Source organism: Ilumatobacter coccineus YM16-304, assembly GCF_000348785.1.
Classification (GTDB): Bacteria; Actinomycetota; Acidimicrobiia; order Acidimicrobiales; family Ilumatobacteraceae; genus Ilumatobacter_A; species Ilumatobacter_A coccineus.
This window is the reverse complement of sequence record NC_020520.1, coordinates 1,552,622-1,578,604: the sequence shown is the minus strand read 5'-3', so window position 1 is coordinate 1,578,604 and position 25,983 is coordinate 1,552,622. Positions and strand designations below refer to the sequence as shown.

The window sequence follows — 25,983 nt, the reverse complement described above, 5'->3', positions numbered from 1 at the left end:
GGAAAGCTCCCGATGTGTAGTTGACGGTGATGTCATTGTCTGCCTGGTGTCCTCACTGCTGGCCCGCAGCTCTCGCTGCGTGGCGTCCCCACTGGACCCGTTCGAGTCCGATGGAGATCAAGTAGAACGTCAGCCCCAACGCCGACGCTCCGATCACATACGCCCACGTGACGTCCTTGCTGCCGTTGAGGCTGTTGCGGACGCCCGTGGCGAGCCCGTTCTGCACCCCGCCGAAGTACTCGGCGACGAACGCCGTGATGACGGCGAGCGGCGCCGCGATGCGCAACGCGGTGAACAGGTAGCTCATGGCGTTGGGCACCCGCACCTTCAGCAGGATGTCGGTCGACGATGCCGCGTACGACCGCATCAGCTCGAGGTGCGTCGCCGACACCTGACGAAGCCCCTTGCTGACGTTGACGAACACGACGAAGAACACGATCAGCGCCACCATGAGCCGTCGCGGCACCTGGCTGGTGGTGCCGAACAGCATGTTGTTCAGGATCGGCACGATCACGACGATGGGCACCGCGTTGAGCGCGACGGCCAGCGGCGTCAGCAGCTCTTCGAGCAGGCGGAAGCGAACGGTGACGAGGCTCATGACCACGCCGAAGAGCAGGCCGACCAACAGACCGATCAGCGCGTTGGTGCCGGTGACCATGGTCTGCTCGAACACGTCGTCGAAGCGTTCGATGAATGCCGACCAGATCGCCGTGGGCGCCGGGAGCGTGAACGGTTTGATGTCGAACGCAGCGACCGCAGCCTCCCAGACGGCCAGGATGCCGACGCCGAACGCCAGCGGAGGCCACACGGCCGCGAGCACGCTCTTGCCACGCGACGACGCGCTGGCCGCCGTGCCCGCCGATGCGGTACTCATCGGTCTTCGATCCCCCGAGCGCCGTCGCCGAGTTCGGCGCCGCGCAGGGCTTCACGAACCTCGGTGATCTTCTTGTAGAAGGTGTCGTCTTCGCGAGTGTCTTCGTCTCGGTGCTGGCCCAGGTCGACGTCGATGATGTCGGTGATGCGCCCCGGGCCCGGCGACATGACCACCACCCGGTTCGAGAGGTACACCGCTTCGGGGATCGAGTGCGTCACGAACACCACGGTGGTCGACGTGGCCGCGCAGATCTGGAGGAGTTCGGCCTGCATGTGCTCGCGGGTCATCTCGTCGAGCGCACCGAACGGTTCGTCCATCAGGAGCAGCGGTGGATGCGCGGCGAGCGCTCTGGCGATCGCGATGCGCTGCTGCTGGCCGCCCGACAACTGCCACGGCATGTGGTTGCCACGATCGGGAAGCTTGACGAGTTCGAGCATCTCGGCGGCTCGCTCGGCGCGCCGCTTCTTGTCCCACCCCTTGAGTTCGAGCGGCAGTTCGATGTTCTTCGACACCGTGCGCCAGTCGAACAGCCCCGACTTCTGGAAGGCCATGCCGTAGTCCTGGTCGAGGCGTGCCTGGTCGGCGGGCTTGCCGTTGACCGACACCGTGCCGGCGGTCGGATCGAGCAGGTTGGCGACGAGCCGGAGCAGCGTCGACTTGCCGCAGCCCGACGGGCCGATCAGCGAGACGAACTCGCCGGGGTCGACGGTGAGGTCGACATCGGACAGGGCCGCCACTTCGCTCGTGGTACCGGCGTTGAACACCATCGAGGCGTTGCTCACCTGGACCGCGTGATCGACGTGGGGATTCGTGCTGTTCATCAGATCGCCTCTTTCGGACGCTTGCGCATGACGAGGCTCTCGGAGGCGACCACGAGGCCGAACATCACGAGGCCGAGCGCCGCTGCTGCGAAGACCGCGGCGTAGACGGAGGCCGGTTGGGCGGTGACCTTCTGGCTGTAGTCGATCGTGGCGAACCCGACGCCGCGGAGGCCACCGAGCGTGATCTCGGTGACGATGACGCCGATGACCGCCGCGGTCGCGGCCAGCTTCATGCCGGGCACCATGTACGGCACCGCGACCGGGAAACGCAGCTTGCGCAACGTGGTCCACCATCCGGCCGCGTAACTGTCCATCAACTCGAGCGACGCAGCGGGTGCTGCTTGGAGCCCGCGCAGGGTCGCCACCGTGACGGGGAAGAACGACAGGAACGCAGCGAGCGCCACGGCCGAGGTCCACTGCGGCCAGTCGAGGCTGCCGCGAATGGCCGTGACCTGCGGGGCCAGCGCGATCAGCGGGATCGTCTGCGAGATCACGACGTAGGGCAGCAGGCCGCGTTCGACCACGCGGAAACGCGCCATCAGCACGGCCAGACCGATGCCGATCGCGGCGCCGACCGCCAGGCCGGCGATCGACATCTGGAACGTGTACCAGGCATAACCGAGCAGCACCTGCCAGACCTTCTGGTCACGGCTGCCGATCGCGGGGTCGAACAACTCCGACACCATCTCCCACGTGTGTGGCATCACCCGGTCGTTGGTCTTCGGGATGATGCGCCAGCCGAACACATCGCCGCCTTGCGCAGGCCCGATCCACTTGTAGAACTCCCACGCCGCGACGGCGAGGCCCAGGGCGACGACGAAGAGCAGCGCCCGGCGCAGCGCCTGCGCCAGCCCGTCGTGTCGACTCACCGCTTGGCCAGTTCCTGTTCCGTGAGCGCCGGGATGATGTGCTCGCCGTACTGCTGGAGCGTGTGGTCTTTGCCGTCGTGCTGCAGGTAGATCGCGAACTGGTCGACACCGAGCGCACGGAGCGCCTCGAGTTTCTCCAACTGCGCCTCGACCGGGCCCAGGATGCAGAACCGGTCGACGATCTCGTCGGGGACGAACGTCGTGTGCGTGTTGCCCGACTGACCGTGTTCGTTGTAGTCGTACTCCTGGCGGCCCTTGATGTAGTCGGTGAGCGCCTGGGGCACGGGAGCCGAGTCGCCGTAGCGGGCGACGATGTCGGCGACGTGGTTGCCGACCATGCCACCGAACCAGCGGCACTGATCACGCATGTACGCGATGTCGGATTCGGGTCCGACGTAGGCCGGCGCCGCGATGCACATCGTGATGTCGTCGGGGTTGCGCCCGGCATCGCTCGCCGCTGTGCGCACGGCGTTGATCATCCACTCGGTGATCGACAGGTCGGCCAACTGCAGGATGAAGCCGTCGCAGGTCTCACCGATGAGCTTGAGTGCCTTGGGTCCGTATCCGGCGCCCCACACTTCGAGTTCGCTCTTCGACGCCCACGGCAGCGTGATCGTGGAGCCGTTGTACTCGACGCTTCGACCGTTGCCGAGTTCGCGGATCACGTCGATCGATTCGCGCATGGTGGCGAGCGTGGTCGGCTTGCCGTTGGTGACGCGAACCGCCGAATCACCACGGCCGATGCCGCACACCGTGCGGTTGCCGTACATCTCGTTGAGTGTGGCGTACGTCGAGGCCGTGACCGTCCAGTCGCGCGTGGCCGGGTTGGTCACCATGGGTCCGACGACGACGTTGCGCGTCTCGGCCAGGATCTGGGAGTAGATGACGTACGGCTCTTCCCACAGGATGTGCGAGTCGAACGTCCAGACGTGGCTGAACCCGTAGGTCTCGGCTCGCTTGGCGAGGTCGATCACCCGTGCTGCTGGTGGTGTTGCTTGTAAGACGACGCCGATGTCCATGGCTTCATTTCTCCATTTCAGATTGACGAGGATTCTCGCGCCCGAGGCCCCGACGACCAAAGACGAAACCGGTGGCCGCTAACGCGTTTCGGGGAAGCCGAGGTCGATCGAACTCGTGGCCGGATCGGGCCATCGACTGGTGACGACCTTGGCCTGCGTGTAGAAGTTGATGCCCTCGGGGCCGTACATGTGCGTGTCGCCGAAGAGGCTCGCCTTCCAGCCGCCGAAGCTGTAGTAGCTGACCGGTACGGGCACCGGGACGTTGACGCCGACCATGCCGACCTCGACGTCGAACTGGAACTGGCGCGCGGCCCCGCCGTCACGGGTGAAGATCGCCGTGCCGTTGGCGAACGGGCTCGCGTTGATCGTGTCGAGACCGTCTTGGTATCCGGCGACTCGCTTGATGCTGAGCACGGGGCCGAAGATCTCGTCGTCGTAACAGGCCATGCCCGGTTCGACGTTGTCGAGGAGCGTGGGCTTGAGGAAGTAGCCCTCGCCCGGAGCGCCTTCGCGCCCGTCGACGACCATGGTGGCGCCGTCGGCGGTGGCCCGGTCGATGTAGCCGGCGACCTTGTCGCGGTGCTCGCCGGTGATGAGGGGGCCCATCTCGCTGTCGGGGTCGTCGCCGGCGCCGACCTGGATCGCCGGGATCCGGTTGGCGATCTTGGCGACGAGGTCGTCGGCGATCTCGTCGGCGGCGAGCACGACGCTGATCGCCATGCACCGCTCCCCTGCTGATCCGTAGGCGGCACTCACCGCGGCGTCGGCGGCCATGTCGAGGTCGGCGTCGTTGAGCACGAGCATGTGGTTCTTGGCCCCGCCGAGCGCCTGGACGCGCTTGCCCTGCTTGGTGCCGGTCTCGTAGATGTACTTCGCGATCGGCGTCGAACCGACGAAGCTCACGGCGGCGACGTCGTCGTGTTCGAGGATCGCGTCGACGGCGACCTTGTCGCCCTGCACGATGTTGAAGCAGCCGGCGGGAAGGCCGGCCTGCGCGAGCAGTTCGGCGACGAACATGTTGACCGACGGGTCCTTCTCGCTCGGCTTGAGCACGAAGGTGTTGCCGCACGCGAGCGCGTTGGCGAACATCCACATCGGCACCATGGCCGGGAAGTTGAACGGCGTGATGCCGGCGACGACGCCGAGCGGTTGGCGGATCGAGTACACGTCGACGCCACTCGATGCCTGCTCGGAGTACTCGCCCTTGATGAGCTGCGGAACCCCACAGGCGTACTCGATGTTCTCGAGGCCGCGAGCGACCTCACCGAGCGAGTCGGACAGGACCTTGCCGTGCTCGGCGGTGAGCAGCCGGGCGATCTCCTTGCGGTTGGCGTCGACCAGTTCGCGCAGCCGGAACATGATCTCGGCGCGTCGCGACAGCGACGTGGCCCGCCACTCGGGGAACGCCGCCTTGGCCGCGGCGACCGCCGTGGCGACCTCGTCGACCGACGCGAGGTCGACCGCGCCGGTCTGTTCGCCGGTGGCCGGGTTGTACACCGGTGCCGATCGGCCCGACGTCGACTCGACGACCTGACCATCGATCCAATGAGAGATGCGATTCATGTGTTCGAGACTGCTTTCAGTGGAGGTACTGGTTGAGGCCGCGCTTGACGAACTTGCCGTGGCCCTTGGCGCCGACGTAGGTGTCGTTCTCCACGATGACCCGCCCGCGCGACAGGACCGTGTCGACCTTGCCGTCGACCTGGAATCCCTCGTACGACGAGTGGTCCATCGCCATGTGATGCTTGTCGTCGATGCCGATCTTGGTGGTGCCGTTGGGGTCCCACACGAGCACGTCGGCATCGGCGCCGGGCTCGAGCACCCCTTTCTTCTCCAGGCCGAACATGCGCGCCGGCGTGGTGCAGCAGGTCTCGACCCACCGTTCGAGCGTCATCTCGCCCATCACCACACCCTGGTAGATCAGCTCCATGCGGTGCTCGACACCACCCATCCCGTTCGGGATCTTCGAGAAGTCGCCGAGGCCGAGCTCTTTCTGGTCCTTCATGCAGAACGGGCAGTGGTCGGTCGACACCACGGCGAGTTCGTTCATTCGCAGACCCTTCCAGAGGTCCTTGTGGTGGTGCTCGTGCTTGGAGCGCAGCGGGGTGGAGCACACCCACTTCGCACCTTCGAATCCCGGCTGGGCGAGGTGGTCCTCGATCGAGAGGTAGAGGTACTGCGGGCAGGTCTCGGCGAAGACGTTGAGACCCATGTGCTGAGCGCGAGACACCTCTTCGAGCGCTTCGGACGCCGACATGTGCACGATGTAGAGCGGCACGTTGCCGGCCACGCGAGCGAGCTTGATCGCCCGGTGCGTCGCTTCGGACTCGAGCTCTTCGGGCCGGGTGTACGAGTGGTACTTCGGGTCGGTGTCGCCGTTGGCGAGCGACTGCGCGACCAGCACGTCGATGGCGATGCCGTTCTCGGCGTGCATCATCATCAGCGCGCCCGATTCGGAGGCGTTCTGCATCGCCCGCAGGATCTGCCCGTCGTCGGAGTAGAACACGCCGGGGTAGGCCATGAACATCTTGAAGCTGGTGACGCCTTCGTGCTCGACGAGGTGGGTCATCGCTTCGAGCGAGGTCTCGTTGACGTCACCGATGATCTGGTGGAACGCGTAGTCGACGTGGCACTCGCCTTCGGCTTCGACGTGTCGGGCGGCCAGGGTCTCGCGGACGTCGAGTCCGACCGTCTGCGACGCGAAGTCGACGATGGTGGTGACGCCTCCCCAGGCGGCGGCGCGCGAGCCGGTGTCGAAGTCGTCGGCCGACACCGTGCCACCGAAGGGCAGCGACATGTGCACGTGGGCGTCGACACCGCCGGGCACGACGTACTTGCCGGTGGCGTCGATCACCCGGTCGGCGACGATGCCGTACGCACCGGCGTGACCGGGAGCCAGGATCGCCGCGATCGACTCGCCGTCGATCAGGACATCGGCCTCGCGCCGCCCGATCGCCGAGATGACCGTGCCGCCTTGGATCAGTGTGGTGCTCATGTCGACTCCTCTCAGCCTTCGACCAGTTCGCCGTACGCCTCGGGGCGGCGGTCGCGGTAGAACGCCCAGCCGTCTCGGACTTCCTTGATGAGGTCCATGTCGAGGTCGCGGATGATCAGTTCGGGGTTGTGCGCATCGCCCTTGTCGCCGACGTACTGGCCGCGCGGGTTGACGAAGTAGCTCTGCCCGTAGAAGTCGTTCTCACCGAGTTCTTCGATGCCGGTGCGGTTGATCGCGCCGACGTAGTACATGTTGGCGCAGGCCGCCGCCGGCTGCTCGATGCTCCACAGGTACTCGCTGAGCCCACGGTGCGTCGCCGACGGGTTGAACACGATCTCGGCGCCGTTGAGTCCCAGCGCCCGCCAGCCTTCGGGGAAGTGCCGGTCGTAGCAGATGTACACGCCGACCTTGCCGACGGCCGTGTCGAAGATCGGGTACCCGCCGTTGCCGGGCTTGAAGTAGAACTTCTCCCAGAAGCCCTTGACCTGCGGGATGTGCTGCTTGCGGTACTTGCCGAGGTAGGTGCCGTCGGCGTCGATCACCGCCGCGGTGTTGTAGTACACGCCGGGCTGCTCGATCTCGTACATCGGCAGCACCATCACCATGTTCAGTTCGGCGGCGAGCTTCTGGAACCGCTGCGTGGTGGGGCCGTCGGGGATGTACTCGGTGTACTCGTAGTACTGCGGGTCTTGGACCTGGCAGAAGTACGGGCCGTAGAACAGTTCTTGGAAGCAGATGATCTGAGCGCCTTCGGCTGCCGCGTCACGAGCGGCCTGCTCGTGCTTGACGATCATCGACTCCTTGTCGCCGGTCCAGTCGGTCTGCAGCAGGGCTGCTTTGATGATGTTGCTCATGGTTCCCCCAGATGTCGGTGAATCGGTCGGTCAGTGTGGTGTTCGTTTGTTTCGTGAGCGTCACGGGTTCGTGACGGGATGGCTCGTCAGGCGATCGCCTCGATGGTGGCGACGAGCGCCGCCACGCCTTCGTCGATCTCGCTCTCGGTGCTGTTGAGCATCGGCGCCATGCGGACCACGTTGCCATAGAGGCCGCCCTTGCCCACCAGCAGTCCGCGTGCTTTGCATCCTTCGGCGATGGCGAGGGCCTTCGACGGGTCGGGATGCAGTGAATCGTCGTGCACGGTCTCGATCGCCAGCATCAGGCCGCGGCCGCGCACCTCCCCGATCCAGGGCACGTCGCCGATGCCGGCGTGGAGTCCGTTGCGCAGCCGCTCGCCCATGCGCTTCGCGTTGGTCTGCAGGTCGTTGGCGCGCACGTGTCGGAGTGTGGCGAGCCCGGCTGCTGCGGCGAGCGGGTTGCCACCGAACGTGGAGAACGACGCAACCTTGATCGTGTCCATCACGTCGGCGCGAGCCACCACCCCGGCGAGTCCGGCACCGTTGCCGACGCCCTTGGCGAAGGTGAGGATGTCGGGCGTGACGCCGTGGGCCTGGTAGCCCCAGAAGTGCTCGCCGGTGCGGCCCCAGCCCGTCTGCACCTCGTCGCTGATGAACAGGATGTCGCGGTTCTGCAGGATCTTCTGGAACTGGCCGAAGAACCCGTCGGGCGGGATCGCGAAACCGCCGACGCCCTGGATCGGCTCGGCGATGAGCGCGGCGACCGAGCCGGCGCTGGTCATGTCGAGGATCTGTTCGAGGTCGTCACAGCAGGCCTGGGTGAACGCGTCGTCGTCGAGGTCGCGGAACGGGCTGCGAAGCCGGTAGCCGCCCTGCACGAAGTGCACGTCGAGACCCGACGTGCTCGTCGACGACCACGACGAGTGCGACGTGATCGCCTGCGTGGTGAACGAACGGCCGTGATAGCTGTTGCGCATCGCCAGCACCTGGTTCGACTTGCGGTACGACGTGGCGAGCAGCAGCGCCGTGTCGTTGGCCTCACTGCCCGACGCGGTGAAGAAGACACGAGCGTCGGGGATGCCCGACACCTCGGCGATCTCCTCGGCCAACTCGATCATCGGCTGGTTGAGATACAGCGTCGAGGTGTGCATGACCTTGGCGGCCTGCGCCTGGACGGCGGCGGTCACGTCGGGCTGGTTGTGCCCGATCATGGTGGTGAGCACCCCGCCGAAGAAGTCGAGGTAGCGCTCGCCTTCGAGGTCCCAGACGTAGCTGCCTTCGCCGCGCTCGATCGAGATCGGCTCGGCGTAGAGCGGCGACAGCCACGACGGGAAGACCGAGCGATAGCGCTCGTCGAGATCGTTCGTCATCGTCATACCCGCCCGACAGTATTTGCCCGCATCGAGTCGACACAAGGTCCTCTTTGTTGTATACAAAGAATCCGCATGACCGACGCGTCGATCAGCCCGCCTCCGATTCCGGTCGCTTCGTCGCCGACGTCGAGCGACGCCTGTGCGTTGATCGCCGACGCGTGCGTCGACCGGACCTCGACCGGTGTGGCCGAAGCGATCGGCGGCCTCGTGCGTCGCGGTGCGCTCGCACCCGGCGACCGGCTCCCGACCGTGCGCACGCTGGCCCGGTTCCTCGACGTGAGCTCGAGCACCGTTGCCGAAGCGTGGCGGATCCTCGGCCGCCACGGGCTCATCGACACGGCACGACGCAACGGCACCACCGTCCGGGCGGGGCGCGCCGAGATGAGCGGGCGGTTCTGGAAGGTGCCAGCGTCGGCCGGCACCGCCATCCTCGATCTGAGCACCGGTACGCCCGACACGGCCCTGCTCCCCTCGCTCGACGCGATGCTGCGCACGTTGCCGACCGACATCACCATCTCGTCGTACATGGACCGCCCGGTGCTCGCCGACCTCGAAGATCTCCTGCTCGCCCGGTGGGCGTTCGACGCCGAGGCGCTCACGATCGTCGACGGGGCACTCGACGCCATCGACCGACTGATCTCGGCAACCGTCTCGTTCGGCGACGTGGTCGTGGTCGAGGACCCGACGTTTCCACCGATCCTCGACATGCTCGAACGCGCCGGCGCACGGGTGATCGGCGTCCCCGTCGATGCGCACGGCATCCGCCCCGATCTCCTCGACCACGCGTTGCTGAGCGAACCGGCGATCGCGATCATCCAACCGTTGGCGCACAACCCGACCGGCGTGTCGATGACCCCGGAGCGCGTCGACGAAGTCGCCGACGTGTTCGCTCGGCACGCGCAACACACCTGGGTGATCGAAGACCATCACGCCGGCGACCTCGTCACCCGTCCGGGCATCACGCTCGGCACGCGTCTGCCCGGCCGCGTGGTGCGGGTCCACAGCTATTCGAAGTCGCACGGACCCGACCTGCGCATCGCTGCCATCGGCGGTGCTGCCGACCCGATCGCCGCCGTGGTCGATCGACGCCGCCTCGGTCCGTCGTGGACGAGCCGGCTGGTGCAACACATCCTGTTCACGCTGTTGACCGACACCGCGGTCGACGAGCTCGTCCAACGCGCCGCCGACGTCTATCGCTCGCGTCGGCGGGCACTGGTCGACGGGCTGCGCGCGAACGACATCGAGGTCGTCGACGGCGAAGGCCTCAACATCTGGATTCCCGTCGCCGACGAGCAGCGTGCCGTGGTCGCCCTCGCGCTGCACGGCATCGGCGTGGCGCCGGGCGCACCGTTCGGCGTCGACGTCGGTGATCGCTCCAACCACATCCGGGTGAGTGTCGGCAACGCCCGCGACGACATCGCCGACCTGGTCGACGCGCTCGTCGCCGCCGCCGCACCGGTCTGACCGATTGACTGTGGCGATGGGACTTCGCGACGAATGGAAGGCAGCGGTCGACTGGCTCCTCGGTCGCGACGAGCCCAAACCGCCCGATCCCGATCGGACGGTCGAGGCCGCGTGGCTCCCGCTGTGGCAGTCGCAGATGGTGACCGACGAGCTCGTGGCCCAGGGGGTGCCGGCCGTGGTGACCGACGACTACAGCATCAACCCGATGATGACGACCCGGGAGCCGATGGCCCGCATCTTCGTCACCGAAGACCGGCGCGAGGAAGCCGAGGAGATCATCGCTGCGCTTCTCGGCCACGAGCCGCGCCACCGCGGCCTGTAGCAGGGTTCACATCGGAGGGCGACGGAGCAACTCGGCGGCGAACGTGCACTCGGGCTGCGCGGCAGGCGGGCCCATCGGCATCTTGCCGAGCGGTCCGATCACGTCGGTGACGAGTCGGGTCGGCAGCACTTCGACGTCGATCGTCCAGTCGTCGACCTCGTCGGCCAAGCGGGCACGCTGCTCGACCATCGCGTCGACGAAACCCTCCGGCAGTCGGCGTCCGACCCCGGCGACCAGCCAGACCGGCGTCTCCCAGGCGGCCGCTGCGGCAGCGATCGTCGACGAACCCGACGGGACGATGACTCGCTCGGCGTCCATCGCCAGCGCCTCGACGAGCACGACGTCGGCGACGCGAGTCGCTGCGCCGGCGGCCCCGGCCTCGACCGGTTCGTAGTCGACGTCGTAGCGCTCGAGGAGGCGGACGAACGAGGTCGCCGAGTGGTCGATGTCGAGGGCCAGAACCCGTACATCGCCACGGCGAGCGAGCCCCTGACCGATCACGCTGGGGTCGCCGATCGTGACGACCTGGCCGTCGTCGGGCAACTCCGCCGCCAACTCGGACGCGGTGCGGTCGCTGCGGATCCGGTCGGCGAGTTCCCACACCGCCTCGAACGGTTCGGACGACGTGGCGACGTTGGCACACAACCACCACAGCGGCCCGGTGAACGGGTGTCGCTCGACGATCCGTCGGGCGGCGACCACGAGTCCGGCCGGGTCGAAATGCATCGAGCCGAGCGCGTGAGCGGTCTCCTCGACGAGGGCGGCCGGGTCGACGCCATGGGCTCGGGCCACGTATCGCAGATGTTCGATCGGATGCACAACCGCGAACGTAGCCCGCGTCACGGCGGTGAGATGGGGCGAGCTCGCTGTTGTGACGTATCCTCTCCCTGTGGCCGATACCGAAGTGAAACTGCCAACCGACCTCGTCCTCACGCCGTTGCAGAACGGCGCGCTGGGCAAGGGCCGCCCGGTGATGGAGTGGCTCACCACCTTCCACCTCGCCTCGGTCGTGCTCGACCCGTACACGAACGAGAGCTCGTGGATCCTCCGTACGGCTACCCGGGTGCTCGAGGAGTTCCGCGGTTGCGACGTGCGGATCAACCTGATCGTCACGGCAGGCGCCGCCGACGCCGCGGCGTTCCTCGGTCCGCTCACCGAGAAGTTCCTCGTCTTCTGTGACCCCGACCGCTCGGCGGTCAAGGCGCTCGGACTCACCGAACTGCCGGCCTTCGTCCTCACCCAGGTCGACGGGGTGGTCGGCGCCAAGGCCGAAGGCTGGAACCCCGAAGAATGGGAAAAGGTCGCCGACGCGATCGCTGCCATCACGAAGTGGTCGTCGATCGAGCTTCCCGGGGCCGGTGACCCGGTTCCGTTCCGCGGTTCTCCCGCACTCGGCTGACCCGGCGAGCCGATGGCTCGGCGCCACCCGCTTCCCGACCTCCCGGTCGTCGAGGCCATTCCCGCCGTCGAGGCGGCGCTCGTCGAGCAACGGCGAGCGATCCTGGTCGCGCCGCCCGGCGCCGGCAAGACCACCGTCGTGCCCATCGCGCTGCTCGACGCACCGTGGCTGGGCGACCAACGCATCGTCATGCTCGAACCGCGTCGCCTCGCCACACGAGCGGCGGCTCAGCGCATGGCGTCGATCACCGGAACCCGCGTCGGTGACCTGGTCGGCTATCAGACGCGCGACGAGCGCAAGATCGGCCGAGACACCCGCATCGAGGTCGTGACCGAAGGCATTCTCACCCGCCGCCTGCAGCGCGACCCCGAACTCCCCGGCGTGGGGGCGATCGTGTTCGACGAGGTCCACGAACGGAACCTGCCGACCGACATCGGGCTGGCGTTGGCGCTCGACGTCGCCAACTCGATCCGACCCGACCTGCGCCTCTTGGCCATGTCGGCAACGCCCGACACCGAGGGCCTGGTGCGAGCGCTCGATGCCCCGATCATCACGAGCGAGGGCCGCACGTTCGAGATCGAGATGAACTGGATCGGCACCGCGTCGCGCACGAAGGCACAGGCGCCACGCGGTGGCGGCCGCAAGGGCCGCGCGCCGCAACGGTCGCAGAACGACCGCATCGAACCGCAGGTCGCTGCTGCGGTGATGCAGGCACTCGGCGAGCACGACGGCGACGTGTTGGTGTTCCTGCCGGGGATCGGTGAGATCCGTCGGGTCGAACGCCTGCTGCGAGAATCGCTCGGGCCGGGGATCGCGGTGCATCCGCTCGCCGGAGCCCTGTCGCAGAGCGAGCAGGACGCCGCGCTCGAACCCTCGCCCTCGGGGAGTCGGCGCGTGGTGCTCAGCACCGACATCGCCGAGACCTCGCTCACCGTCGCCGGCGTGAAGATCGTGGTCGACGCCGGCCTCGCACGCGAGCCTCGCTTCGACGCCGGCACCGGCATGACGAGGCTCACGACCGTCGCCACGAGTCGCGCCTCGGCGGAGCAACGAGCGGGGCGAGCCGGCCGCACCGAGCCCGGGGCGGCCTATCGGCTGTGGAGCAAGCTCGAACACGGCACACGCCCGAAGCACCGCACTCCCGAGATCATGCAGGCCGATCTCGCGGGGTTCGCGCTCGAACTGGCGTCGTGGGGTGTCGGCAACGACCCGGAACGACCGACCGGCGACCTCGTCTTCATCGACGAACCGCCGCGCGCGGCGATGCGCCAGGCCCGCGAACTCCTGACCGACCTCCGCGCGCTCGACGCCTCCGGGTCGCTCACCTCGCTCGGTCGAGAGATGTTGAACCTGCCGGTGCACCCGCGACTCGCCCGCATGGTGGCCATCGACAAGTCGCCGCTCGCCTGCGTGATCGCATCGTTGATCGACGAACGAGACATCTTCCGCGGTCGCCCCGACGAACTGCCGGTCGATCTCGCGTTGCGCGTCGCGGTGGTCTCGGGTGCCGCCGGGCACGACCGAGCCGACCGTGGCGCCGTGCACCGGTTGCGCGACCGTTCGGAAGAGCTGGCACGCCGGGTCGGCATCGCCTTCGATCGGCGCCGGGTCGACCACGACCGATGCGGCGAACTGCTCCTGCTCGCGTTTCCCGATCGCCTCGCCGGCAGGCGACGGCCGGGCCAGTTCACGTTGCGCAGCGGCAGTGGTGCGTTCATCACCGACACCGATCCGCTCGCCGACGAGCCGTTCGTGGTCGCCGCCGATCTCGACGGCAGGCGCGACCGAGCACGCATCCGGCTGGCTGCGGCCGTCGACGCCGACGTCGTCGTCGCCGAAGCCGGCGACGAGGTGAAGGAGCAGCGCACGCTCGCGTGGAACACCGATCGCGACGAGTTGATGGAGACCGTCGAACGGCGTCTCGGCGCGATCCGACTCGGCAGCGTCACTCGGCGCCCCATGGCCGGCGACGACACGACCGCCGCGCTGATGCAGCGCGTACGCGACACGGGGCTCGCCGTGCTGGGTTGGTCGAAGGCCGCGATGCAACTGCGTCAACGCGTCGACTTCCTCCACCGTCAGCAGGGCGACCCGTGGCCCGACTGGTCGGTCGAAACGTTGGTGGCGACCGTCGACGACTGGCTCGCTCCGTACCTGCCCGGGGCCACCGGACGTGCCGATCTCGACCGACTCGACGTGGCCATGGTGCTGCGTTCGCAACTGCCGTGGCCCGCGGGTGCCGATCTCGACACGGTGGCTCCGACGTCGCTCGACCTCCCGACCGGGCGAAGCGTCACCGTCGACTACTCCGGCGAGCAGCCGACCGCATCGGTCCGCGTCCAGGATCTGTTCGGGGTGACCGAGCACCCGCTCGCTGGCACCGAGCCCATCCGCCTCGAACTGCTCTCCCCCGCCGACCGTCCGATCCAGGTGACCGCCGACCTCCCCGGGTTCTGGGCCGGCACCTGGGCCGACGTGAAGAAGGACATGGCGGGCCGCTATCCGAAGCACCAGTGGCCCGACGACCCCGCCAACGCCGCGCCCAAGCGCATGAAGGATCGCTAGACGTTCTCTGCACTGATACTCGCCATGACTTCCCGGTGTGTCGGGTGACGTGGCAGCATCTGCGGATGCGCCGACTCACTCCTCTGCTCGTCTCGATCGCCGTCGTCTCGGCGGCATGCGCAGGAAGCGACAGCGCCGAGCCCGCCACCGACGACTCGGTTGCGCCCGTCACCGAGCCGGCCCCAGCGACCGACCAACCCCCCACCGATCCGCCGGCCACCGATCCACCCGCGACCGATCCGCCTGCAACCGATCCGCCGGCGACCGATCCACCCGCGACCGACCCGCCTGCGACCGACCCACCCGTTACCGAGGCCCCTGCTGAAGAACTCGCTGCCTTCACGCCGATCGGCGACGGCCCGTACGCCGTCGGCGTCCAGACGATCACGATCACCGATGTCGAACGCGACCGCCCGCTCACCGTCGACGTGACCTTCCCGCTCGCCGAAGGAGCGACCGGCGAGCCGCAGCGCTACACGTTCATCACCGGCGACTACTACGAATCGCCGCGAGCCGTCGCCGCGACCGCCGACCAGATCTCGCCCGACGGTCCGTTCCCGTTGGTCGTCTACACGCACGGTTCTGGCGGCCTGCGCTACATCCACTCCGACTACACCGAGACGATCGCCAGCCACGGCTACGTCGTGGTCGCCGCCGATCACACCGGCAACACGGCGGTCGATCAGTTCCTCGAACAGCAGGACGACGGCGCGACGATCGCGTACAACCGGCCGCGCGACGTGCAGGTCGTCATCGACGAGATGTTCAACCCGGAGAGCCTCGAAACCGTCGGCTTCGTGGCGTCGGTCGATCCCGAAAAGATCGCCGTCACCGGTCACTCGCTCGGCGGCTACGCCACCTACGCCGTCGCATCGGGCATGTCGAACGCTGCCGGCACCGTCGAGGCCGACCCGCGCATCGACGCGTTGATCCCGCTCGCTCCAGCTCTCGGCAGCGGCGACCCCGACACGTCGCTGCTCACCGACGAGCAACTCGCTCAGGTCGACGTGCCGACGCTGGTGATGGTCGGCACCGACGACACCTCCACCCCGCCGAGCCCGAACGTCGACCGCGCCGTCGAGTTCACGCAGAGCAGCCCGCTGTACCGCGTCGAACTCGTCGCCGCCGAGCACCAGTCCTTCACCGACGTGTGCGACTACCTCGAGTTCTTCCCGACGCTCGAGAACCCGACGCAGGCCGTGCTCGACACGATCGAGGAGTCGGCCGCTGAGGGGTGCAGCGAGGGCGACATGCCGATCGAACGGGTGAAGGACATCACGAACACGTTCGCCGTGTCGTTCCTCGACTCCATCTTCCGAGACGGCGAGATGGTGACCGACGACAACACCGAGATCCCCGACGACGTGATCTTCGCCGCCAAGTAGCGGCGGGAAGCGGCGCTGGCGGGCCGGGTCAGGCCAGGAGGCTGGCGACCGCAGCGAAGTGCAGGGCCGCAGCGACGACCACGAAGCTGTGCCAGATCTCGTGATAGCCGAACACCGTCGGCCACGGATCGGGTCGCTTGCGGACGAGCACCGGGATCCCCATCGTGTACAGCAGGCCGCCGGCCACGACGAGCGAGAACTGCACGCCGGTCAGGCTGTCGAACAGCACCGGGCCGGCGATGACGATCGCCCAGCCCATCGCCGGGTACAGCGCATAGGTGAGCCAGCTGATCCGGTCGAACGCCACCAGTTTGAGCACGACACCGACGACCGCAGCACCGGCGACCACGGCGAGCACGGGAATCCCCCAACTCGACGGCATCGCCACCATCGTCATCGGTACGTAGGTGCCCGCGATCAGCACGTAGATGCCGGCGTGATCGAGCCGCTGCATCCAGCGCCGAGCGCCGTCGGACTTGGCGAGGCGGTGATAGGCCGCCGACATGCCGAACATGATGAGCAGCGACGCCGCGTAGATCGCAGCCGGCGTTCGTGCCGCGGCGCGATCGGCATTGGCGACGAGGAAGATGCCCGCGGGAATCGACACCGCAAAGGCTGCTGCGTGCATACGACCCCGCCAGACGGGGCGGTCACCGGGTTCTGAACTCGACGTCATCACCATCAACAGTACCGCTCGGCGCAGGTCGGGGTTCCCCGCGCCGTGACACATTCGCGCGGAGTTCATCTGACAGGGCTGCCCGCGTAGGCTCGACGCATGGCCGATGACACCAGCAACTCGACGGGCACGGCGCCCGACTTCGACTACACCGAGATGTTCCCGCTCGGACCCGACCCGACCGAGTACCGGCTGGTCTCGACCGACGGCGTCTCGACCTTCGACACCCCCGAGGGCACGTTCCTCAAGGTCGAGCCCGAGGCGATCCGCCACCTGACGGCCACTGCGATGCGCGACATCGCGCACTATCTCCGACCAGGGCATCTGCAGCAGTTGCGCAGCATCCTCGACGACCCCGAAGCGTCCGACAACGACCGGTTCGTCGCGCTCGACCTGCTGAAGAACGCGTCGATCGCGGCCGGCGGCGTGCTGCCGATGTGCCAAGACACGGGCACGGCGATCGTGAAGGGCAAGAAGGGACAGTTCGTGTTCACCGGCGGCGGCGACGAGGAGCAGATCGCGTACGGCATCGCCGACACGTACCACACGTCGAACCTGCGCTACTCCCAGATGGCGCCGCTCGACATGTACACCGAGAAGAACACCGGAACGAACCTGCCCGCCGAGATCAAGATCAGCGCCACCGACGGCGACGCCTACAAGTTCTTGTTCATGGCCAAGGGCGGCGGTTCGGCCAACAAGAGCTTCCTGTTCCAGGAGACCAAGGCCCTGCTCAACGAAGCCACGCTGCTCCCCTGGATCTTCGACAAGATCCAGTCGATCGGTACCTCGGCCTGCCCGCCGTATCACCTCGGCATCGTCATCGGCGGTACGTCGGCCGAACTCGCCGTCGAGACCGCCAAACTCGCCACGGCCCGCTACCTCGACGAACTCCCCACCACCGGGTCGCCCTCGGGCCACGCGTTCCGCGATCTCGAACTCGAGGCAAAGGTGCTCGAACTCGCGCAGAACACCGGCGTCGGCGCCCAGTTCGGCGGCAAGTACTTCTGCCACGACGTCCGGATCATCCGGCTCCCACGTCACGGCGCGTCGTGCCCGGTCGGCATGGCCGTCTCGTGTTCGGCCGATCGCCAGGCGAAAGGCAAGATCACCGCCGACGGGGTGTTCCTCGAGCAACTCGAGACCGATCCGGCTCGCTTCCTTCCGGCGATCGAAGCGAGCGATCTGCTCGACGCCGAGCCCGTGCACATCGACCTCAACCAGCCGATGGACGAGATCCGCTCGACGCTGGCGGCGCTGCCGGTCACGACCCAGGTGATGTTGACCGGCCCGATGATCGTCGCGCGCGACATCGCGCACGCCAAGATCCAAGAGCGTCTCGACGCCGGCGAGGAGATGCCGCAGTACTGGAAGGACCACGCGGTCTACTACGCCGGTCCGGCGAAGACTCCCGAGGGCTACGCGTCCGGTTCGTTCGGGCCGACCACTGCCGGCCGGATGGATTCGTACGTGCCCGAGTTCCAAGCCGCTGGCGGCTCCATGGTGATGCTCGCCAAGGGCAACCGCTCGCAGCAGGTGACCGACTCGTGCAAGGCGAACGGTGGCTTCTACCTCGGCTCGATCGGCGGCCCGGCCGCCCGTCTGGCGCTCGACAACATCACCAAGGTCGATGTGCTCGAATACCCCGAGCTCGGCATGGAGGCGATCTGGAAGATCGAGGTCGAGAACTTCCCGGCGTTCGTCGTCGTCGACGACAAGGGCAACGACTTCTACGCCAAGGTCCGCGCCGAAGCGTCGATGCCCGTCGAGCTCCGCTGAGCCTGCCGACGGACGGTCAACAGCGCGCTTCGGCGGCGGCGAGGGTGACCTCGGCGACGTCGCTCGTGACGTCGAGCACGACGTGCGACACGAGCCGGTCGTCGACTCGATCGTCACCGGGCTCGTCGGCGCCGAGCACACCGTTCGCGAGGCAGCTCACCTCACCGTCGACGCGGCCGTGGAACTCGATCGCGTCTTCGAGCCACGACACCGCTTCGGCCCGGTCGAAACCGAACAGACCGTCGGCGAGTTCGACGTCGTCGGTGATGCCTTCGACCATGGTGCATCGTGTTCCGTCGGGCGGAACGGCCTCGCCGACGAACTGTGCCGTGACCGCGTCGTCGATGCAGTCGGTCCAGCCCGGAAACGCGGTGTGGCCGACGCCGTCCCAGATCATGTGCGACGCCTCGCCGAGCGCTGCGGCGAACTCGGGTGCATGCTTGCCGGGTGTGAGCGGGTCGTACTCGGTGCCGATCACCAGCATCGGACGATCGATGTCGACCGGTGTGACCGGCCCGAGCGCCTCGACGTTGGCGGGCATGGCGTCGCAGAACGACCATCGGGTGATCAGCGGTCCGAAGTCGGCGCAGTAGATCATGTAGTTGGCGTCGGAGAAGTTGTCGGGCAGCGCGCCGTCATCTTCAGGGCCGGCATCTTCAGGGCTGTCGTCATCAGGGCCGTCGGTCGGCTGGTCGCCGTCGAGGAGCGCTGCGTCGTCGGCGATGAGCGCGGCGAGCGCCGAACCGTCGCCGCCGTCGGCGTCATCGAGCGCGGTCGCGAGCAGCTCCCAGTCCCCTGCGTAGGTCAGGCTCGTGTCGACGAACACGCGGAAGTCCTCCTCGTCGACCGTGGTCGGTTCACCCGCGAAGTCGTCGGTGGTCAGCGCGTCGACGCGCGCCGACACGTCGTCGAGCACCGCCGGCGCCGAGCGTCCCGGGAGGCACCGGTCGGTCGCATCACACAACTCGAGCAGTCGATCGAGCGCGGCGGGTCGACCGTCGTCGGCGAACATCGCGAACCCGTCCTCGAACGGACCTTCCGACGAACCGGCGAGCGGGCTCGTGACGCCGTCGAGCACGAACGCTCCGACCGACTCCGGGAACCGCTCGGCGTAGGTGGCTCCGAGCAGCGAGCCGTAGCTGTATCCGAGATAGTCCAGCCGGTCCTCTCCCAGCGCGAGGCGTACCGCTTCCATGTCGGCGGCGCTGTAGGGCGCCGACAGGTAGGCGCTCAGCTCACCGGTCGCCTCCACGCACCGTTCGATGAAATCGTCGGCGAACGAGTCGGCACCGTCGCACGTGATGCGAGGCGTCGACTGACCGATGCCTCGCGGGTCCCACGAGACGATGTCGAACCCCCGCAGCAGTTCGGTCGGCATGCTGGGGCGCACGCCCCAAGCGGTCGGGAGTCCGGCCGCTCCGGGTCCGCCCGGATTGACGACGATGGCGCCCTGTCGATCGCCGGTCGCCCGATGCCGCGTCAGCGCGAGTTCGACCGGTGCGAGACCGTCGGTGCTCGCGTAGCCGTCCATCTCGACGGCGAGTCGTGCGCACTCCCAGCCCGATGTCGACGCCGTCGCCCAGCTCGGAATGCCGTACTCGTCACACGACGCCCAGTCGAGCGACGTCGCTGGCGCCGGCGACCCAGCCGTTCCGGTGTCGGTGTCGGTGTCGGGGAAACTCGCCTGGCCGTCGGGACGTAACGGCCCCGAGCTGGCGTTTGCTTCTTCGACCTCCACCGCCGGCGTCGCAGCGCACGCCGCGCCGATCACGGCGATCGCGACCAGTGCTGCCGATCGGGCGACCCGGTTCATGTGTCGGCGATCTCACCGGCGAGTTCGCCGAGCCGGCGCTCACCTTCGGCGGTCTGGCCGCCCAGTTCGAGAAAGCGCCGCATCGCCTGCTGCGAGCGCTCCTCGCCCAACGTCCGGTTGAAGGCGGCCCCTTCGTCGAGGAGGTCGCGCTCGACGCCCGACTCGGCACGCACCACGCTCGCTTTGGCCTCGGCGACGGCGTGCGCCGGGAAGCCGGCGATGCGATCAGCCAGCCGGTCGACGAACGAGGTGATCTCGTCGGCAGGCAACACCCGGTTGACCCAGCCCCAGTCGGCGGCGGTCCGTGCGTCGATGTCGTCACAGCCGAGAATCGCCTCGAGGGCTCGGCTCCGGCCGATCAGCCGCGGCAGACGGACCGTGCCGCTTCCGCCGGGAATGATGCCGAGCGCCACCTCGGGTTGGTTGAGGATCGCCGACGGCGTGGCGAACCGCATGTCGCAACTGAGCGCGAACTCCGAGCCTCCTCCACCCACGCGCCCGTCGATCTGTGCGATCGTCGGCTTCGGCATGGTTCGCAACATCTCGCACATCGCGTGGAACGTGTTGAGCTCGGTGGGAGTGGGTTGATCGGCCGGGAACCCGAGGATCGCCTCGACGTCGAAGTGAGCGATGAACCAGTCGGGCTGCGCCGAGCGGAACACGACCGCCCGCACTGCCTCGTCGTGCGCGAGGTCGTCGACCAGATCGGCGAGTTCGAGGAACACCGGCACGGTCATCAGGTTGACCGGCTCGTTGCTGATCGTGACGACGGCGACGCCACGCGGCGTCGTGTCGACCGAGAGCGCGGTCACAGGAGCTGCTTGATCGCGTCTCGCGTCGCAGCAGCTTCGTCGGGGTTCCCGGGGAACTCGACGGTCGCGAAGTCGGTGACGCCGATGTCGGCGAGCTTGCCGATCCGGTCGACGACTTGGTCGGCGGTTCCGGTGATGGCGATGTCTTCCGGGCCCGCTGCGCCCTCACGGTCGAGCATCGCCCGGTAGCTCGGCAGGCTGCCGTAGATCTCGAACACCTGGGCGGCCCGTGCCTTGGCGGCTTCGAAGTCGTCGGTGACGCAGACCGGCAGTGCGGCGATGACGCGCGGCGTCGGACGCTCGGCGGCCTCAGCTGCGGCGTTGATCGTCGGGACGATGTGTTCGGCGAGCGTGATCGGGCCGGTACACCACGTGAGCGTGCCGTCGGCCATCTCGCCCGCGACCTTCAACATCTGCGGACCCAGCGCTGCGATGACGGTGCCGAACGGCTTCATGCCGGGCGCCGTGAGCGAGAGATGGGTCGTGTAGTCCTCGCCCGCGTAGTGCGTCGCTTCGAGGCGCGACAGCGGCCCGAGGATGCTCATGTAGTCACGGATGTGGCGGATCGGCTTGCCGTAGCTCATCCCGAGCATGTCTTCGATGACGACCTTGTGGCTCAACCCGATGCCGAGCGTGAGGCGCCCGTCGGAAACTGCGTTGACCGTGTGGCACTGCTGGGCGATCGCCGACGGGTGGCGCGGGTAGGTCGGAACGACGGAGGTGCCCAGCTCGATGCGCGGCACCTCGCGGCCCACGATGGCCAGCGCGGTCAGCGCGTCGTGGCCGAAGATGTTGGGCGCCCAGTAGGAGGCGAAACCGTCGGCCTCGACCTGGCGCGCTTCGGCGACCACGTCGTCGATCGTGCCGTCGTTGACTCTTCCACCGAAGTATCCGATCTGCATACGGCGACCGTAGCCGGACCGTGGGTGACCCGACCGTTCGTGTGGCGGTCAGATCGCCTTGGCGCGGCCGAAGAGCCACCCGGCGCCGGCGATGACCGCGACGACCACGGCGGCCCAGAATGCCAGCTTCAGCACGAAGCCGAGGACGGCGACGGCGACGATGGCGAGCAGGACGAGGAGGGCGATGGCGAACAGTGACATGGTGAGGGAGTACCCAGATTCCGCCAGACGTACCATTCGCGAGACGTGACGCTTGCCCGCCGAGCGATGTGACGTCAGGCCATCTCGACGAGCTCGAGCCACTCTTCGGAGAAGTAGTCGAGGTCGCCGTCGGGCATCAGCAGCACCTTCGTCGGTTCGAGTTCTTTGACGAACTCGGTGTCGTGGCTGACGAAGATGATCGCGCCCGGCCAGTCGATCAGCGCGTTGGCGATCGCCTCGCGTGACGGCGGATCGAGGTTGTTGGTCGGTTCGTCGAGCAGCAGCAGGTTGTTCTTGCCGGTCATCAGCATCGCGAGCGCGAGCTTCGTCTTCTCGCCGCCCGACAGCGTTCCGGAGTCCTGGAACACCTTGTCGCCCGACAGGCCGAACATGCCGAGCAGCCCGCGGAGGTGCGAGTCGTCCATCTCGACGCCTCGGGGCACCGAGTCGCGGATGTTGGTCAGCAGGCTCTCGTTCACCCGCAGGTTGTCGTGCTCCTGGGCGTAGTAGCCCGACTGCACCTGGTATCCGAACTCGAAGTCGCCGAGGTCGGCTTCGGTCTCACCAGCGAGGATGCGCAGCAGGCTCGTCTTGCCGGCGCCGTTGAGTCCGAGCACGAGCAGGCGTTCGCCACGCCCGAGGTCGAAGTCGATGTCTTCGAACACGGCGCGGCCGTTGTATCCCTTGCACAGCGACGTGCCGGTGATGACGGTCTCGCCGCATGGCGGCGGCGGCGGAAAGCGAACGTTGAACGTCTTCTGGTTGCGAGGAGCGTTGACCCGCGTCGTCTCGAGACGAGCGATCTTCTTCTCCATCGAGTGAGCCATCGCGGCCTTGGTGGCCTTGGCGCCGAACCGGTCGACGACGCCCTGCATCCGGGCGATCTCCTTCGACTGCTGTGCGGCCTTCTTGGTGAGGCGTGCTTCGTCTTCGGCGCGGGCTCGCTTGTACTGCGAGTAGGTGCCCTTGTATTCGAAGATCTCGCCGACCGCGTTCTCGTCGGGACGGTCGAGGTGGATGACCCGGGTGATCGCTTCGTCGAGCAGGTCGAGGTCGTGGCTGATCACGAGCATCGCGCCCTTGTACTGGCGCATGTATTGGAGCAGCCAGTTCTTCGCGTCGGCGTCGAGGTGGTTGGTCGGTTCGTCGAGACACAGCACGTCGGTGCCGGCGAACAGGATGCGCGACAGTTCGACACGTCGACGCTCGCCGCCCGACAGGACTTCGAGCGGCAGGTCGAGTCGGTCTTGCGGGAGTCCGAGGCCGACGGCCATCGCCCGCGCCTCGCTCTCGGCGGAGTAACCGCCGGTGGTGCGGAACATCTCCTCGGCCTTGATGTAGCGCGAGACGTTGCGCTCGTCGGGGTTCTCCTCCATGGCGATGCGCAGCTTCTCCATGCGCATCATCTCGTCGTCGATGCCCTTGCCCGAGAGGATGTGGGTGACGCAGGTGCGACCGTCGAGTGCGGTGTCGATCTTCGGGTCCTGCGGGAGGTAGCCGAAGCCGCCCTTGCGCAGCACGTGTCCGGCGGCGGGCTCGTTCTCGCCGCCGAGCACCTTGAACAGGCTCGTCTTGCCGGCGCCGTTTCGCCCGACGATGCCGACCTTGTCACGGGCCATGACGGTGAAGCTGGCGCGCTCGACGAGGAGCTTGCCACCCACTTCCACCGAGATCGCCTGTGCCTGAAGCATCGCAACAGGCTACGAAGCCGTGAGCCGGTTCGATGATGACATGTGACCAGCGTGCTGCCGGTCGAGTGGGCTCGCGATCAGCCCGTCGTGCCGGTGCCGTCGGCGCCGGTGGTACCGGTGGTGCCCGACGTGCCGGTGGTGCCGGTCGTACCCGTGGTGCCGCCGGTGGTACCGGAGGAGCTGGACGTGCCGCCCGTCGTTCCGGTCGTGCCCGTCGTGCCGCCGGTGGAGCCCGACGTGCTGGTGTCGGAGGCACCCGTCGTGCCGCCCGTGGTGCCCGAACCGCTGGTCGACCCCGTCGTCCCGGTGGTGCCCGTGTCGGTGCCGCCACCGGTGGTGCCGCTGCCGCTCGTCGTGCCACCGGTCGTACCCGTCGTGTCGGTGCCACCCGTCGTGCCCGTCGAGTCGGTACCGCCGGTCGTGTCGGTGCCGCCCGTCGTGTCGGTGCCGCCGGTCGTACCGGTCGTGTCGGTGCCGCCGGTCGTGTTGCCGCCGGTGGTGTCGGTCGTGGTGCCGGTGTCACCGCCGGTCGTGTCGCCGCCCGTGGTGTCGGTCGTGCCGCCCGTCCCCCCGGTGGTCGAGGTCCCGCCCGGCAACGTGGTGGTGCCCCCGGTGCCACTGCTCGACGAACCGCCAGACGTCGAACTGCTCGACGAACCACCGGACGAGGAACTGCTCGACGAACCGCCCGACGAAGAACTGCTCGACGAACCGCCCGACGAGGAACTGCTGGACGAGGAACTGCTCGAACTCGAGCCGTTCGGGGTTCCGCCGCCCTGACCGATCGCGGAGTCGTCGGTGAACGACGATCGGAGACACTCGCCATCCGGTCCGTCGAACACGCCGAGTCCGAGCGACGTCAGTCCGACGAGCACGTCTTCCCCGGCGTCGCCCGGGTGCAGTCCGTCACCGCTCAGCACGCCCGGCGAGCGAGCAGCGAACTCCCAGTCGATGAGGGTCACGTTCTCGAACAGTTCGGCCATCTCGCGGATGACCTCGTTGACCTCGCTCCACTGGGCGCGGTACTCGGTGACCGTGAACAGCAGCGTGGGCCGTGGTGCGAGCTGATACAGGATCTGCGTCATCGCTTCGCGGTACTCGTCCTGATCGAGCCGGTAGTTGCTGCCGAGGTGGACGACGGCGGCGTCCCAGTCCTCGTCGGGGTCCGGGTCGAGCCCTTCGGGCAGGCGGCGATCGAGCACCTTCAGCCCGAAGTCGACGAACCGACCTGGTTCGGCATCGACCTCGACGGTCCACCCGTTGGGGTTGAGGGTGTCGCACATCTCGCGGCCGAATCGCGTCGCGGTCGACGCCATGATCGAGTCGCCGATCACCAGGACACGGTTGCCGTCGACGAGATCGGCGACGAGTTCGACCTCGGAGCCGTCTGCCGATTCCAACGGGCGGGTCTCGACCACCAGTGGTTCGGTGGTGGTGCTCGATGTCGGCGCCACCGTGGGCAACGTGTCGGGCAGTTCCCCGACCCCGGCCACGGTCGGCGTGGGCGTCGAGATCGTGTCGGACTCCTGCTCGGCGCCGGCGTCGCTGCCGCAGGCGGCCAGCACGAGGCCCAGAGCAAGGAGCAGCCGACGATTCATCTTGGCCATTGAATCGCGTCAGGCCCTCGCGCGGACGTCAGGCGGCCGATTCCCCCGAATCGGCCGCCTCGACGAACCTCAGTTGTTGGCTTTGAGCTGGTCGCGGATCTCGGTGAGGAGATCGACCTCGCTCGGACCGGACTCCTCTTCCTCTTCTTCCTTGACCATCTTGTTGTAGGCCTTGACGATGAGGAAGCAGACGAAGCCGACGATCACGAACGTGATCAGCGCCGTGATGACCTTGCCGAACTCGAGATAGGTCGCCGGGTCGATCGGCAGCCCGGTGTCGGGGTCGATCGAGATGTCGCCGTCGCCGTCGGAGATCTTGATCCGGGCCACTTCGTCGAAGTTCGGCTTGCCGAAGATCGCCGCGACGAGGTTGAGGATCACGCCGTCGACGATGGCCGTGATGACCGGCGCGAAGAACGTTGCGAGGACGACCGCGATCGCGAGATCGATGAGATTGCCCTTCGTGATGAAGTCTTTGAATTCTTGCAGCACTCGAGTGCCTCCTGAGGTTGTGTATTGAGGTCGTGGGTTTGTGACAGCACGATAGTCAAGCACACCGGCA

At 67.6% G+C, this 25,983-nt stretch carries 23 protein-coding genes; 6 read left to right on the top strand and 17 right to left on the bottom strand.

The window, feature by feature from the left end; translation table 11 throughout:
• Window positions 1-52 precede the first annotated feature (52 nt).
• From YM304_RS07060 to YM304_RS07025, 8 genes are all read right to left on the bottom strand, one after another.
• A complete protein-coding gene (locus tag YM304_RS07060; protein WP_015440969.1) occupies window positions 53-874 on the bottom strand; it encodes an ABC transporter permease in 822 nt (273 codons plus the stop codon).
• A complete protein-coding gene (locus YM304_RS07055; RefSeq protein WP_015440968.1) occupies window positions 871-1,695 on the bottom strand; it encodes an ABC transporter ATP-binding protein in 825 nt (274 codons plus the stop codon). Before YM304_RS07055 ends, YM304_RS07060 begins: the two co-directional genes overlap by 4 nt.
• A complete protein-coding gene (locus YM304_RS07050; RefSeq protein WP_015440967.1) occupies window positions 1,695-2,564 on the bottom strand; it encodes an ABC transporter permease in 870 nt (289 codons plus the stop codon). Before YM304_RS07050 ends, YM304_RS07055 begins: the two co-directional genes overlap by 1 nt.
• Window positions 2,561-3,583, bottom strand: coding sequence for a TIGR03842 family LLM class F420-dependent oxidoreductase (locus tag YM304_RS07045; RefSeq protein ID WP_015440966.1), 1,023 nt, complete (start codon window positions 3,581-3,583; stop codon window positions 2,561-2,563). Before YM304_RS07045 ends, YM304_RS07050 begins: the two co-directional genes overlap by 4 nt.
• Before the next feature lie 78 nt (window positions 3,584-3,661).
• Window positions 3,662-5,146 (bottom strand): CoA-acylating methylmalonate-semialdehyde dehydrogenase, encoded by a 1,485-nt coding sequence (locus YM304_RS07040; protein ID WP_015440965.1) that lies wholly within the window; start codon window positions 5,144-5,146, stop codon window positions 3,662-3,664.
• 16 nt (window positions 5,147-5,162) lie between these two features.
• The gene (hydA, locus tag YM304_RS07035) at window positions 5,163-6,578 is read right to left on the bottom strand and encodes a dihydropyrimidinase (RefSeq protein ID WP_015440964.1); all 1,416 of its coding nucleotides are present in this window, start codon (window positions 6,576-6,578) and stop codon (window positions 5,163-5,165) included.
• An 11-nt stretch (window positions 6,579-6,589) separates the two neighbouring features.
• Window positions 6,590-7,432 carry a nitrilase-related carbon-nitrogen hydrolase gene (locus YM304_RS07030; RefSeq protein WP_015440963.1) on the bottom strand — a complete coding sequence of 281 codons (843 nt, stop codon included), beginning with the start codon at window positions 7,430-7,432 and terminating at the stop codon, window positions 6,590-6,592.
• Window positions 7,433-7,518: 86 nt separating this feature from the next.
• Entirely contained in the window at window positions 7,519-8,808 is a 1,290-nt protein-coding gene (locus YM304_RS07025; protein WP_015440962.1) for an aspartate aminotransferase family protein, read from the bottom strand.
• A 69-nt stretch (window positions 8,809-8,877) separates the two neighbouring features.
• On the opposite strand from YM304_RS07025, the gene YM304_RS07020 reads away from it, so the two are divergent.
• Together YM304_RS07020 and YM304_RS07015 are read left to right on the top strand one after the other, a co-directional pair.
• Complete coding sequence (locus YM304_RS07020; protein WP_015440961.1) at window positions 8,878-10,269, top strand: aminotransferase-like domain-containing protein; 1,392 nt, start codon at window positions 8,878-8,880, stop codon at window positions 10,267-10,269.
• A 16-nt stretch (window positions 10,270-10,285) separates the two neighbouring features.
• Complete coding sequence (locus YM304_RS07015; protein ID WP_015440960.1) at window positions 10,286-10,591, top strand: hypothetical protein; 306 nt, start codon at window positions 10,286-10,288, stop codon at window positions 10,589-10,591.
• A gap of 6 nt (window positions 10,592-10,597) precedes the next feature.
• On the opposite strand, the gene YM304_RS07010 is transcribed toward YM304_RS07015, so the two are convergent.
• The gene (locus tag YM304_RS07010) at window positions 10,598-11,410 is read right to left on the bottom strand and encodes a hypothetical protein (RefSeq protein ID WP_015440959.1); all 813 of its coding nucleotides are present in this window, start codon (window positions 11,408-11,410) and stop codon (window positions 10,598-10,600) included.
• 85 nt (window positions 11,411-11,495) lie between these two features.
• Between YM304_RS07010 and YM304_RS07005 the strand changes: the two genes are divergently transcribed.
• The 3 genes from YM304_RS07005 to YM304_RS06995 all read left to right on the top strand — a co-directional run bounded on the left by YM304_RS07005 (window position 11,496) and on the right by YM304_RS06995 (window position 15,940).
• On the top strand, window positions 11,496-11,990 hold the full coding sequence (locus tag YM304_RS07005; protein ID WP_041298088.1) for a hypothetical protein: 495 nt from the start codon (window positions 11,496-11,498) through the stop codon (window positions 11,988-11,990).
• Window positions 11,991-12,002: 12 nt separating this feature from the next.
• Window positions 12,003-14,555, top strand: coding sequence for an ATP-dependent helicase HrpB (gene hrpB / locus YM304_RS07000; protein WP_015440957.1), 2,553 nt, complete (start codon window positions 12,003-12,005; stop codon window positions 14,553-14,555).
• A gap of 65 nt (window positions 14,556-14,620) precedes the next feature.
• On the top strand, window positions 14,621-15,940 hold the full coding sequence (locus YM304_RS06995; RefSeq protein ID WP_041298087.1) for an alpha/beta hydrolase family protein: 1,320 nt from the start codon (window positions 14,621-14,623) through the stop codon (window positions 15,938-15,940).
• 28 nt (window positions 15,941-15,968) lie between these two features.
• Here the strand turns inward: YM304_RS06995 and trhA are convergent, their stop codons facing one another.
• A complete protein-coding gene (gene trhA / locus YM304_RS06990) occupies window positions 15,969-16,616 on the bottom strand; it encodes a PAQR family membrane homeostasis protein TrhA (protein ID WP_041299174.1) in 648 nt (215 codons plus the stop codon).
• Window positions 16,617-16,715: 99 nt separating this feature from the next.
• On the opposite strand from trhA, the gene YM304_RS06985 reads away from it, so the two are divergent.
• Window positions 16,716-18,395 carry a fumarate hydratase gene (locus YM304_RS06985; RefSeq protein WP_015440954.1) on the top strand — a complete coding sequence of 560 codons (1,680 nt, stop codon included), beginning with the start codon at window positions 16,716-16,718 and terminating at the stop codon, window positions 18,393-18,395.
• 16 nt (window positions 18,396-18,411) lie between these two features.
• On the opposite strand, the gene YM304_RS06980 is transcribed toward YM304_RS06985, so the two are convergent.
• From YM304_RS06980 to mscL, 7 genes are all read right to left on the bottom strand, one after another.
• Window positions 18,412-20,208, bottom strand: coding sequence for an alpha/beta fold hydrolase (locus YM304_RS06980; protein ID WP_015440953.1), 1,797 nt, complete (start codon window positions 20,206-20,208; stop codon window positions 18,412-18,414).
• Complete coding sequence (locus YM304_RS06975; RefSeq protein WP_015440952.1) at window positions 20,205-21,020, bottom strand: enoyl-CoA hydratase/isomerase family protein; 816 nt, start codon at window positions 21,018-21,020, stop codon at window positions 20,205-20,207. Before YM304_RS06975 ends, YM304_RS06980 begins: the two co-directional genes overlap by 4 nt.
• Window positions 21,017-21,922, bottom strand: coding sequence for a TIGR03564 family F420-dependent LLM class oxidoreductase (locus YM304_RS06970; protein ID WP_015440951.1), 906 nt, complete (start codon window positions 21,920-21,922; stop codon window positions 21,017-21,019). Before YM304_RS06970 ends, YM304_RS06975 begins: the two co-directional genes overlap by 4 nt.
• A gap of 48 nt (window positions 21,923-21,970) precedes the next feature.
• On the bottom strand, window positions 21,971-22,123 hold the full coding sequence (locus YM304_RS24645) for a hypothetical protein (RefSeq protein ID WP_015440950.1): 153 nt from the start codon (window positions 22,121-22,123) through the stop codon (window positions 21,971-21,973).
• Window positions 22,124-22,197: 74 nt separating this feature from the next.
• Window positions 22,198-23,814, bottom strand: coding sequence for an ABC-F family ATP-binding cassette domain-containing protein (locus tag YM304_RS06965; protein ID WP_015440949.1), 1,617 nt, complete (start codon window positions 23,812-23,814; stop codon window positions 22,198-22,200).
• A 77-nt stretch (window positions 23,815-23,891) separates the two neighbouring features.
• Window positions 23,892-25,412: an SGNH/GDSL hydrolase family protein gene (locus tag YM304_RS22170; protein ID WP_154723343.1), complete on the bottom strand. Its 1,521-nt coding sequence runs from the start codon at window positions 25,410-25,412 to the stop codon at window positions 23,892-23,894.
• A 78-nt stretch (window positions 25,413-25,490) separates the two neighbouring features.
• Entirely contained in the window at window positions 25,491-25,913 is a 423-nt protein-coding gene (gene mscL / locus YM304_RS06950; RefSeq protein ID WP_015440947.1) for a large conductance mechanosensitive channel protein MscL, read from the bottom strand.
• Window positions 25,914-25,983: the final 70 nt, after the last annotated feature.